Annotated in this window: 7 protein-coding genes and 1 pseudogene; 4 read left to right on the top strand and 4 right to left on the bottom strand. The window is 62.5% G+C overall.

The genetic code is table 11. The features are described from left to right. Window positions 1–103: 103 nt before the first annotated feature. Window positions 104–3160, top strand: coding sequence for a TonB-dependent receptor (locus tag DYQ94_RS14025; protein ID WP_065032472.1), 3057 nt, complete (start codon window positions 104–106; stop codon window positions 3158–3160). 298 nt (window positions 3161–3458) lie between these two features. Here the strand turns inward: DYQ94_RS14025 and DYQ94_RS14020 are convergent, their stop codons facing one another. Next, a complete protein-coding gene (locus DYQ94_RS14020) occupies window positions 3459–3854 on the bottom strand; it encodes a hypothetical protein (protein WP_228607703.1) in 396 nt (131 codons plus the stop codon). Between the two features lie 199 nt (window positions 3855–4053). Further along, window positions 4054–5649, bottom strand: coding sequence for a phytoene desaturase family protein (locus DYQ94_RS14015; protein WP_126965955.1), 1596 nt, complete (start codon window positions 5647–5649; stop codon window positions 4054–4056). A gap of 339 nt (window positions 5650–5988) precedes the next feature. On the opposite strand from DYQ94_RS14015, the gene DYQ94_RS14010 reads away from it, so the two are divergent. The 3 genes and pseudogenes from DYQ94_RS14010 to DYQ94_RS14000 all read left to right on the top strand — a co-directional run bounded on the left by DYQ94_RS14010 (window position 5989) and on the right by DYQ94_RS14000 (window position 10665). Next, window positions 5989–8091 (top strand): M13 family metallopeptidase, encoded by a 2103-nt coding sequence (locus DYQ94_RS14010; RefSeq protein WP_160954488.1) that lies wholly within the window; start codon window positions 5989–5991, stop codon window positions 8089–8091. 129 nt (window positions 8092–8220) lie between these two features. Beyond that, window positions 8221–8481 (top strand): annotated as a pseudogene (locus tag DYQ94_RS14005) (M13-type metalloendopeptidase); the annotation flags it as partial. A 171-nt stretch (window positions 8482–8652) separates the two neighbouring features. Further along, window positions 8653–10665, top strand: a complete 2013-nt coding sequence (locus DYQ94_RS14000; RefSeq protein WP_024939531.1) for a M13 family metallopeptidase — start codon at window positions 8653–8655, stop codon at window positions 10663–10665. A 352-nt stretch (window positions 10666–11017) separates the two neighbouring features. Here DYQ94_RS14000 and DYQ94_RS13995 read toward each other — a convergent pair whose 3' ends face one another. Further along, complete coding sequence (locus tag DYQ94_RS13995) at window positions 11018–11716, bottom strand: rhomboid family intramembrane serine protease (protein WP_126965953.1); 699 nt, start codon at window positions 11714–11716, stop codon at window positions 11018–11020. 40 nt (window positions 11717–11756) lie between these two features. Beyond that, a complete protein-coding gene (locus DYQ94_RS13990; RefSeq protein ID WP_126965952.1) occupies window positions 11757–12164 on the bottom strand; it encodes an MGMT family protein in 408 nt (135 codons plus the stop codon). Between the last annotated feature and the right edge of the window lie 72 nt (window positions 12165–12236).

Raw genomic sequence — 12236 nt, 5'->3', positions numbered from 1 at the left:
AAAGCGCTTGCGACTCAGACCACACATTCATTACGTTCGGGTTAAGGCCATCTGACTCTCCGGTGACCGCCACTTCTCCCGATGCCCAGCTGAAAGGTTAGGAATGAGCAATCAAATTCGTCGCCATGCCCTCAAGCGCACCGCTCTGGCTGTTGTGCTCGGCGCCTGTCTCGCCAATGGCGCGGTCTACGCACAAAGCACCACCGGCAGCATCTACGGTAGCGCTCCCTCGGAAGCCGGCAGCACCATCGTCGTTCAAAGCGACACCGGCCTCAGCCGGACGATCACCATCGACGCCAACGGCCGTTACAACCTCGGCTCGTTGCCGGTCGGCGCTTACACCGTCACCTTGAAGCGTGGCGATCAGGTCGTCGACACCCGCAAGAACGTGCAGCTGCGCGTGGGATCCGGCACCGAGGTGTCGTTTGCTGGCGCAGCTGCCAGCGGCAGCACCGATGCAACCACGCTCGGCGCGATCACGGTCACTGCCGCCAATGCACCGAAGATCGACGTCAGCTCCACCAGCTCGCGATCGGTGATCACGTCCGAACAGCTGGCAACCCTGCCGCTGGGACGCAGTGCGGAGGCGATTGCGTTGCTCGCGCCTGGTGCAGTGGCCGGCAGTGGCGCTTTCAATAACGGCTCGCGCTCGGTGGTCTCTTTCGGCGGTTCCGGCGTTACCGAAAATGCTTATTACATCAATGGTTTCAACGTCAGTAATCCGCTGAGCAACCTGGGCGGCGTCAGCCTGCCCTATGGCGCAATCGACCAGCAGGAAACCTATACCGGCGGCTATAGCGCCAAGTACGGCCGTTCCACAGGCGGCGTGATCAACCAGCTCGGCAAGCGCGGCACCAATGAATGGCATTTTGGTGCACAGGCAGTGTGGGAACCAGATTCCCTGGCAAGTTCGACTGGCGATGTCTGGTTCCCGAGCAACACCCTGCCTGCGGGTTATGGCTACACCAACCGTACCCAGCCTGGCACGCTCTACCGCAGTGGCAAGGACAACAATCAAACCCGTACTGTCTACAGCGCGTATGCGGGCGGCCCGCTAATCGAAGACAAACTCTTTATTTTTGTCGCTGGAGAAACCGATAAGACCGACGGCGTCACCACCAACGCACGCACAAGCTCTATCCAGGGACAGAACAACTACGGGTACAGCTCGCCCAAGTTTTATGGAAAGCTGGACTGGAACATCAACGATTCCAATATTTTGGAATATACCCGCATCCAGAACACTGACCGACGCGGCGGCTACTACACCGCATTCAATTACGACGATCTGAGCACTGGGGGCGCGACCGGGACTTTCCCGGATACGTTCAAGATCACTGACAAATACGACATTTTCAAATACACCGGTTATCTCACCGATGATCTGACCTTGAATGCCACCTGGGGCCGCAGCACCCAGCACAACCGCCAGTTCAACCCCAATATTTCGGACCTTCCATTCCTCGACGGCGTCACCGAGCAAGATCCGGCAATTGTGGGTAACACGCCGATTCGCAACGATCAGGCGACCAATCGAGCCAAGGCTGATGACCCGATCAGCAAGTCGCGGAGCCTCCGTCTAGAGTTGGAATACCGCCTCGGCGATCACGATTTGACCGCTGGCGTGGACAATATGTATTTCAATGCCTACAACGAGGGCGTTCGCACCACGGGTCCTGGCTATCAGTGGATCTATGGCCGCCAGGACAATCCTACTGAAGGCATTAACCCCGAACTTGGCGTCGGTGCGCCCGGCGGACAGGGCTACTACGCGCAACGTCGGATCTTTACGACAACCACGAGCATGGCGGTCGAGCAGAAAGCCTATTATTTGGAGGACCGTTGGCAGGTCAGCGACAAGTGGCTGCTGACCCTGGGCATTCGCAACGATAAGTTCACAAACTACAATAGCGACCACGTTGCCTATGTCGACAGCGGTGATCAGTGGGCGCCGCGGCTGGGTGCAAGCTGGGATGTGTTCGGCGATTCGTCACTAAAGATATTCGCCAACCTTGGGCGCTACTACCTGGCGTTACCCAATAGCGTCGCCATTCGTGGAGCATCGGCCTCAACCTATACTGACGAATACTTCACATACACTGGTATCGACGCCAACGGCGAGCCAACCGGTCTTGGAGCGATTGGTCCTGGCCCGGTCTCGAGCAATGGCGAATACGGCCAGGCGCCGGATCCCAATGCGTTCGCGCCCAGTGATCTGAAGTCGCAGTATCAGGACGAGATCATTCTTGGCTTCGAGAAAACTCTCGGCGAGAGCTGGAACTCGGGCGCCAAGGTGACCTATCGCAAGCTGCAGAGTGCGATTGATGATGTCTGCGATCCTGGCAAGATGTCCGCGAAATTGGCTGCAACTGGTGGAGATGTCAGCAGCGTGAGCATCCCGGGGTGCGTCATGTTCAACCCTGGCCAGACCAATACCTACAATCTTGCCAACGTCGACGGCTCAGGCTATACGCAAGTGCGCATGAGCCAGTCCGATTGGGGTTTCACCGACAAGGCGCGTCGCAATTACGTTGCCGTGGACCTGTTTCTGGAACATCCGTTCGACGAAAAGTGGTACGGCCGTGTCGACTACACCTGGTCGCATAGTTACGGGAATACCGAAGGTCAGGTTAAGTCTGACATCGGTCAGTCCGATGTCTCCAAGACGCAGGACTGGGATGCGGCTGAGTTGATGTATTACGCAGGCGGTAGTCTGGCAAATGATCGCAGGCATCAGCTCAAGGCATTCGGTGCGTATCAGATCACGCCGGAGTGGATGGCATCGGCGACTGTACGCGTGATGTCGGGCACACCGATCTCCTGCCTGGGCTACTTCGGGTCGAATGAAGGCAATCCGATCGGATATGGCTCTGCGTACCACTACTGTGGTGGCCAGGCTTCACCTCCGGGCGACGCTGGACGTACCCCGTGGATCAAGAATCTGGATCTTGGCATTACCTACCGGCCTTCCTTCGCCGACCATAAGTTGGCGCTGGGACTTCAGGTCTTCAACGTCTTGAACGACCGCTCGGTAAATCGTGTTGAAAGCCGCTACAACACCGCGCCCTTCACCGTTCGCAACACCTATGGTGTCGGTACCGAACCCTACAACTACAACACACCGCGATTCGTCCGTCTGACTGCAGCCTACGATTTCTGATCGCAGGAACCGGATCGCCGTAATGGCGCTTCCGGAGCAGAAATCACTTGAAAAGGCCCTGGTTTCCAGGGCCTTTTTTTATCCATTACCGAAGAGTCATGGCAATCACCCTGGTATTGGTCAATCACCAAAATAACCCGTGCAACATTATGTCCAGGCGCACGCTGACCAAGCCTCCTCCTGAGTGTGCTCCAGACCCGCACAGATACAAGCCGGAATCGCACCGCGATAGATGACGCCCCATCCCGGCAGCGGGCTGGGGCAGAAGAACTCTACCGCTGGCCCTGAAGTGACTTATCTAACGCCTAACAGGTGTCCATCCAAAGTCCCATAGAAGCTCAGGCTCAGTTGTCTCGCACGGAAAGCGCCGGATCAAATCACACGCCTCCTCTTCTGTGAAAGGCGCACTACTTGTCAGCGAATAAGTTACCGATGTATCGTTTTGAATATTGCAAGACCCTCCACCCGGCGGACAAATGACTTCACTACTGCAGCCGCCCTTAATCGTCAAACGATATGGCGCAGAAGTATCCCCTCCTTCCCATTGCGCGTTATTGCAAAAATACGCCTGCTGACCGACGGGAACGCCCTCGGCACTAAAATAGACGTAATTGATCGAGTTCTTACGGGCAGCCTGGACGTCTGCTCCAGCACATGCGAGGGCAATCAACAAAGCAACAGAAGCAATCTTCACCTGACATCTCCTTGTGAGTGAAATTCGCGCAATTACCGTAAGCGCACGCCATTATTATCACTTCCCAAGATAGATTTCAGATAAAGATCACATTTTTACAAGACAAGTTAGTAAAATTATTTAATTTCTCAGATGAGTGCCTACTTCAAACCAGATCCTCCCTGGCGGCGAATTCGATTCAATACATTGCAGCAAAAACTCAATCACCCAAAATCACCCGCGCCGCATTATGTCCAGGCGCGCCAGTGACCCCGCCGCCAGGGTGGGTTCCCGAGCCGCATAGATACAGCCCGGCAATCGCGCCGCGATAGGCGCCCTGCCCCAGCATCGGGCGTGCGCTGAAAAGTTGATTGAGGCTGAGGGCGCCGTGGAAGATGTCGCCGCCGATCAGCCCGAAGATGCGTTCCAGATCGAGCGGGCTGAGGATCTGCCGGCCCAGTACCGAGGCCGCGAATCCGGGTGCATAGCGCTCGACCGTCGCGATCATCAACTCGGCGACTTGCTCACGATGATCGTCCCAATGCCGGCCATCCGGCAGCTGCGGTGCCACGTGCTGGCAGAACAGGCTGGCCACGTGTTGACCGGGCGGTGCCAGCGTGTCGTCCAGCGTGCTGGGAATCAGCAACTCGACCACCGGTTCGCGTGACCATCCCGAAGCGCGCGCATCCTGCCAGGCACGGTCCATGTAATCCAGGCTGGGCGCCAGGATGATGCCGGCAGTCAGATGATCGCCCGTGCCCGGCAAGGCGGTGAAATCCGGCAGCCGCGAGAGCGCGACATTCATGCGGAAGGTGCCCGATCCGCAACGGTAATGCGCCATGCGTTCGCGTGTCGCCGCGGGGACATCGTCCGGCTGCATCAAGCGCTGATACAGCAGCTTCGGATTGACATTGGCCACCACTGCACGCGCACGCAGCGTCTCTCCTTGAGCGGTGATGACACCGACCGCACGCCCCTGCTCCACCAGCACGCGCGCCACTGCGCAGCCGGTGCGAATCGTCACGCCAGAGTCGCGCGCACTGGCGGCCATCGCCTGGGTGATCGCGCCCATGCCGCCGATGGCGTGCCCCCAGGCGCCTTTGACACCATTGCTTTGCCCGAACACGTGATGCAGCAACACGTAGGCGGTGCCCGGCGTGTAGGGGCTGGCGTAATTGCCGACGATGCCGTCGAAACCGAATAGCGCCTTGATCGGTGCGCTTTCGAACCAGCGATCCAGATACTCGGCGGCCGAAATCGTGAACAGGTCGAGCAGCTCCTGCCGCAACGCGAGCGGTAGCTCCTGCAGCTGCAGCCCCAGCTTGCCCGCGCGCCATAGCTGCGGCAACGCGCGCAGCCATCCACCATCGCTGACATCCGGCGGTGGCTGCAATGCCAGCGCACGCAAGACATCGGCCAGTTGCTCCAGGCGCGCTTCATAGGCAGGCAATGCAGCGGCATCGCGCGCGGAGAACTTGCCGACTTCCAAGGCAGTGCGCCCCGCGCCGGCCAGCAGGTACTCGCCAGTCGGCAATGGCAGAAAGTTGTTGATGCGGCGCGCCACCACGCGCAGGCCATGTCGCTCCAGGGCAAGATCGGCGATGACCTTGGGTTGCAGCAACGACACCGTGTACGCCGCCACCGAGTTGCGAAACCCCGGGTGAAATTCTTCGGTGACCGCTGCGCCGCCAACGACGTCGCGCGCTTCCAGCACCACTACCCGCTTGCCGGCTTTGGCCAGGTAGGCGGCGCAGACCAGCCCATTGTGGCCAGCGCCGATGATCAGGGCATCCAACGGTTCGGAGGCGGTAGGCATGCGCTTGTATATAGCACTGCTTGCACAGCAGGAGCATTCAGGTACTCGCCCCTCTCGACCGCCGCCCGCGCAACGACACAGACTGCCAGACCAGGTAGGCACAGCCTCAAGCCACAGCGCACAGGACGCGAAAACACCGGGCCGCCACTGCGCTGGTGCCCTGCGCAGGACTGCCGCCCATCCGGACACCGTCGGGCCGGTTCACCTACACATGCCGCACCCATGACCTTCGACACCATGCCATCCGGCTGGCGAGGCGTAGAGTGCCGGCCACAGCCCCGGCGACGGGGCTTCCCACATCTGCTCCTGGAGCCCTTTGTGATTCGTACACCTCATTTGTTGACCCTGTCCCTGGCCGTGGCCGCCGCGCTGAGCGGTTGCAAGAAATCCGAAGACGCCGCGCCGGCCGCGCCCGCGGCCGATACCGCCGCAACCACCCCGGCGGCTCCCAAGGCGCTGACCCTGGACCAGAGCAAGCTGCCGGCCGTGAACCAGTTCACCGCCGCCGACCTGGATACCAACGGCAATGCCTGCACGGATTTGAATGCGTATGCCAACGCCAAGTTCCTGGCCGCCAACCCGGTGCCGAGCGATCGCACCAGCTGGGGCGCGTTCGAGATGCTCGACGAGCGCTCCAATGCGATCCAGCAGCAGCTGGTCGAACAGGCCGCGGCCGACACCAGCGCCACCGGCGTGGAAAAGATCGTCGGCGACCTGTGGTCCACCGGCATGGACGAGGCCAAGATCAACGCCCAGGGCATCGAGCCGCTGAAGCCGGAACTGGCCGCGATCGACGCCATCAACGACCAGGCCAAGCTGGTCGACTATCTGCGCAGCAGCGCCGCCAAGGGCAACAACGAGCTCTTCAGCTTCGGCGCCGAGGCCGACTTCAAGAAATCCAGCCAGAACATCGCCTATGCCATGCAGGGCGGCCTGGGTCTGCCGGATCCGGAGTACTACACCAGCGCCGCCAACAAGGCCAAGCTGGAGGCCTACCAGGCGCACGTGGCCAAGGTGCTGGAACTGTCCGGCGTGGCCGCGGCCGATGCCGCCGCGCAGGCGAAGCAGGTGGTCGCGTTCGAGACACGTCTGGCCAAGGTCTCCAAGACCAGCACCCAGATGTCGCGCGATGCGTCGCTGGCCTACAACCCGATCTCGCCGGCCGATGCCGACAAGCTGACCCCCAACTGGTCGTGGACCGAGTTCTTCAAGTCGCAGGGCGTGGCCACGCCGGAGATGTTCTCGCTGGCGATCCCGGCCTTCCACCAGGAAGTGAGCAAGATGATCGCCGACACCGATCCGGCAGTCTGGCGCGCCTACCTGCGCTTCCACACCGTCGATGGTGCCTCGCCGTTCCTCAGCCAGCCGTTCGTCGATGAGAACTTCGCGTTCTATAACCAGACCCTGCGCGGGCAGAAGCAGATCAAGCCACGCTGGAAGCGTGTGCTGGCGACCATCAATGGCCAGACCGGCGAAGCGCTGGGCCAGATGTACGTCAAGGTTGCCTTCCCCGCCGACTCCAAGGCCAAGATGGAAACCCTGGTGACCAACCTGCGCACCGCGCTGAAGGCCCGCATCGAAAAGCTGGACTGGATGAGCCCGGAGACCAAGACCAAGGCGATCGCCAAATGGGAAAGCTTCACGCCCAAGATCGGCTACCCGGAAAAGTGGCGCGAGTGGAACGGCTTGAACACCAGCCGCGACAGCTACCTGGGCAACGTGATGGCCGCGTCCGAGTACAACTACAAGTGGAACCTGTCCAAGATCGGCAAGCCGGTGGACAAGACCGAATGGGGCATGAGCCCGCAGACGGTCAACGCCTACTACAACCCGTTGCAGAACGAGATCGTGTTCCCGGCCGCGATCTTGCAGCCGCCGTTCTTCGACCCGAATGCGCCGGAGGAAATGAACTACGGCGGCATCGGTGCGGTGATCGGGCATGAGATGACCCACGGCTACGACGACCAGGGCAGCCGCTTCGGTGCCGATGGCAACTTCATCGCCGATCCGGGTTGGTGGACGCAGAAGGATCTGGACGCCTTCAAGGCACGCACCGGCAAGCTGGTCGCGCAGTTCGACGGCTATCGCACACCGGCCGGCGACAAGGTCAAGGGCGACCTGACCCTGGGCGAAAACATCGCCGACCTGGGCGGCCTCAACACCGCCTACGACGCGATGAAGACCGCCACCGCCGGCAAGGACGACCCCAAGACCGACGGCATCACCCGTGACCAGCGCTTCTTCCTCAACTGGGCCACGGTGTGGCGCCGCAACTTCACTCCGGAAGAACTGGTGGTGCGCCTGAAGACCGATCCGCACGCGCCGGCCAACTTCCGCGCCATCGGCGCGCCGTCGAACATGCCGGCGTTTGCCGCCGCGTTCTCGTGCAAGGCCGGCGATGCGATGGTGCGTCAGGGCGATCAGCAGGTCGTGATCTGGTAATTGCGCAAGTGCGGTAGTTCGGGCGGGCGGCGATCGAAAGATCGTCGCCCGTTTTTTTTCCTTCGGTTTTACTGTTGCGTCCGCGGGGAAATCACGGCCGGCCACATGCATCGCCACCGCCGTCACTGCATCCAGCCCCACCCCGAACACGCGCTGACGATCGATGGGGATCGCCCGGAACGACGCTTCTTCCCGGGTTTTGCGCGCAACTGGCGCGAACAGATCCGCGAGCAGCAGCAACTGGTCTATCTGGCCCCGGGCCCGCATGCGCCCGGCAGCCTGCGTGCCACTGCCGTCCCCTCGAGCATGCCGTCCTTCGCACAGGCCTCCGCATGCAAGGCAGGTGCTCCGATAGTGCGTGCCGAAAAAGACCGCGTGGTGATCTGGTAGGCGGCTGCAAGCGCTTTCAGCTCGATCGCAACATGCACAGGCCCGCGCTTGCGGGCCTGTCGCATTCATGCAAGCGGCCGGCACCGAAGACCGGCAGCAGCTCGCGCCCGCCTGTACGGGGCGCAGCCTTGCTAAACTCCGCCGACTTCAATCTGGCCACCCTTCTTCTCGATGCCCACCATTCGTCCGCTTGCCCTCGCTCTTGGCTTCAGCCTGATCACGCTGCTGTCCGCCCCCGACGCCGACGCCGCTCGCAAGAAGAAGGCCGCTCCCAAGGCCCCGGCCGTGTCGGCGGCCTGCACCGATTTCTACGATTACGCCAATGCCGGCTGGCTCAAGGCCAACCCGGTGCCGCAGGCCGGTGCCGTCACCGCGCTGGGCCAGCTGTCCGAGCGCGCACTGCAGCAGCAACGCGAGTTGCTGGATGCGTCGATGAAGGCGCCGCAGGGCAACGTGCAGAAATTGCTCGGCGACTTCTGGGCCAGCGGCCTGGACGAGGCCTCCGTCGAGAAGGACGGCTCCAACCCCATCGCCCCCTTGCTGTCGCGCATCGACGCGATCAAGAAGGCCAAGGATGTGCCCGCTTCCATCGCAGCACTGCATCAGGTCGGCATCCCTGTCGGCTTCAATTTCGGCCCGGACGTGGACCTGAAGGCGCTGGATCGCCACATCGGGTATTTCATGCAGGGCGGCATGGGCCTGCCGGACCCGGCGTTCTACACCCGCACCGACGCCGACACCCAGGCGCTGATGGGCCGCTACCGCGCCTACGTCAAGCAGATCCTGGCGCTGACCGGCACCCCGGCCGACAGGCTCGACGCCGATGCCGCCTCGGTGCTGCAGATCGAGACCGCGCTGGCGCGCAGTGCGCAGTCGGTGCAGGGCATCAACAACCCGTTCAACAACTACGCCCCGATCGCTACCAAGGAGCTGACCAAGCAGTACAAGAATCTGCGTCTGGCCGACTTCCTGGAGGCACAGGGCGTCAAGGACGACCTGGTGTCGATGGCCGACCCGGCCATGTTCAAGCAGCTCGACAGCATGATCGTCAGCATCAAGCCGGACCAGTGGAAGGCCTATTTGCGCTGGCGCGTGGGCGACGCGATGGCGCCGTACCTGTCCAAGAGCTTCCACGATGCCGAGTACCAGTTCCGCGGCCGTCTGCTGCGTGGCGATGCGCTGCCGCCGCAGCGCTGGCAGCAGGTGCTGGACGCGATCAATATCGCCGCCGGCCCGATGCTCGGCCGCGAATACGTGGCGCGTTACCTGAGCAGCGACACGCGCCGCCAGGCCGAAGCGATCGCCGACCAGGTACGCGACGCGCAGCTGGCCGCGCTGGAGCGCACCGGCTGGGGCAACGGTGAAGTGATCGCCGAAGCCAAGGCCAAGCTGGCGGCGATGAAGATCGAAGTGGGCGCACCGCGTCGCGATCTGGATTACACCGTGCAGCCGATGGGCCGCGGCAGCTTCGGCGGCAACATGCTGATCGCCTCGACCTGGCGTCACCGCGAGGAGATGAAGCGCATCGGCAAGGGCAACGCCGACCGTCGCTGGGACGTGTTGCCGCAGCAGCCGGCAGTGGCCTACGACATTGCGCAGAACCGCCTGATCATCACCGCCGCCGTGCTGCAGGCACCGGTGCTCACCGCCGGCAGCACCCCGGCCGCGCAGTACGGCGCTTACGGCGCGCTGGTCGCCCACGAAATGACACGTGCCATCGACGCCAAGGGCTCGCTGGTGGATGCCAAGGGCGAGTTGCGCAGCTGGTGGACGCCGGCCGAGAAGAGCAGCTGGACCATGCTGACCGGCAAGGTGGCCAGCCAGTTTGGTGCCTACCCCTACCCGGGCGTGCCCAACGTCAAGGTCAACGGTGCGCAGACCGCCGAAGAAAACCTGGCCGACCTGGCCGGCGTCGAACTGGCCTGGCAGGCCTTCAGCAAGGCACAGCCAGCGGCCACCGAGGCTGACAAGCAGGCATTCTTCACCGCCTGGGCCGGTTTGTGGGCCCAACAGCTGTCGCCGAACGAAGCGGTGCAGCGTGCCAGCGCCGACATCCGGGCGCCGGGCCAGTGGCGCACCAACGGCCCGCTGTCCAACCTGCCGGAGTTCGGTGCGGCATTCAGCTGCAAGGCCGGCCAGCCGATGCAGCGCGTGGATGCCGAGCAATTGAAGATCTGGCGCTGAGTCAAGCGCCAGGAAGTCACTGGCAATCAACACGCAGTGGCAGGCAATAAAATAAAGAGCGCGGACTCCGCGCTCTTTTTTTGTGTCTGGCAGTCCATCCATCCCAACATTTGGTAGGAGCGGCCCCGGCCGCGATGAAGCCTTGCCGGTAACGCCCCATCGCGGCCAGGGCCGCTCCTACGGATCAGTGTGGATCTGCCACGCCCGGCTGCCAGTCATCCATCCGTTGCTTGCCTGACAACGCACGCTTGGTAGGAGCGGCCCCGGCCGCGATGAAGCCTTACCGGTAACGCCCCATCGCGGCCATGGCCGCTCCTACGGATCAGCGTGGATCTGCCACGCCGCGACTACCTCAACGCACCACACGCAGCGGCGGCTTGCGCCCCTTGCCACCACTCTTCCTGCCGCCGCTGCCGCCAAACGGCGACTGCCCGCGCCAGTAACGGATCATCAGCCAGCCGAACAGCATGCCGCCCAGATGCGCAAAGTGGGCCACGCCCGGCTGCCAGCCGGTCGCACCCAGGAATAGTTCAATTGCACCGAACACGATCACGAAGGTGCGCGCCTTCATCGGGATCGGCGGAAACAGCAGCATCACCCGCTGATTGGGGAACAGCATGCCGTAGGCCAGCAACAGACCGAACACCCCGCCCGACGCCCCCACCACCGGCGCCCCGCTCTGGGTGAACCAGGCCATCAGCAACTGGCACACGCCGGCACCGGCTACGCACACCAGGTAATAGGTCAGAAAGCGCTTCTGCCCCCAGGTCTGCTCCAGCGCCGCGCCGAACATGAAAAGCGCCAGCATGTTGAAGAACAGATGGTTGAAACCGCCATGCAGGAACGCATAGGTCAACAACTGCCATGGCATGAAGCTGGCGCCGGGCGAGAACGCATCGAAGCCATTGGAAATCGGCCATAGCATCAACGAGGACAGCGCCGCATCGGAGGGCAGCACGCCGGCGCCCAGGTCGCCCAGTGCCCATTGCAGCAGGAACAAGCCAATATTGGCGATCAACAACGCTTTGGTGACGGGCGGCAGTTGGGGCATGACGGCATCCTTCGGAATGCCAACCATCATAACGGCAGGCTTATGAAGGTCCCCACACGGCGGCATCCAACCGCTGCGCGGCGCTGGCACGGCGCACCCGGCCCTGCTCGACCACCACGCCTTCGGCACGCAGCCGCCGGCATTGCTCACGGTAGCCGGACGAGCCTTCCGGCAACGCGATCCGGCCATCGCTGCGCAGCACCCGGTGCCACGGCAGCTGCGGATCATCATTGCCGCTGAGCACGCGCGCCACCAGCCGCGCCCGCCCGGGCAGGCCGGCGCGTAGTGCGACCTCGCCATAGCCGGCAACCTGGCCGGAAGGTAATGCCCGAATCGCCGCAAGAATGCGCAGCCGCGCCTGTTCGCCGGAGAGCGGCTCGGCGTTGGAGGCGGCACGCGCAGATGGATTGGCGGATCGACGCGTCGTTGGTTTGCGGGGCTTGGACATCGCGCAAGGATGCCAGCTATGGGATTGAAATCCCTCTTCCGTCCGAGCGAGGAGGCAGTGTTTGCGCGCGGG

This window comes from Xanthomonas sp. LMG 8993 (genome assembly GCF_009835065.2).
Classification (GTDB): Bacteria; Pseudomonadota; Gammaproteobacteria; order Xanthomonadales; family Xanthomonadaceae; genus Xanthomonas; species Xanthomonas arboricola.
The sequence above is the reverse complement of the archived record's forward strand: the minus strand, read 5'-3'. Positions and strand labels throughout refer to the sequence as shown.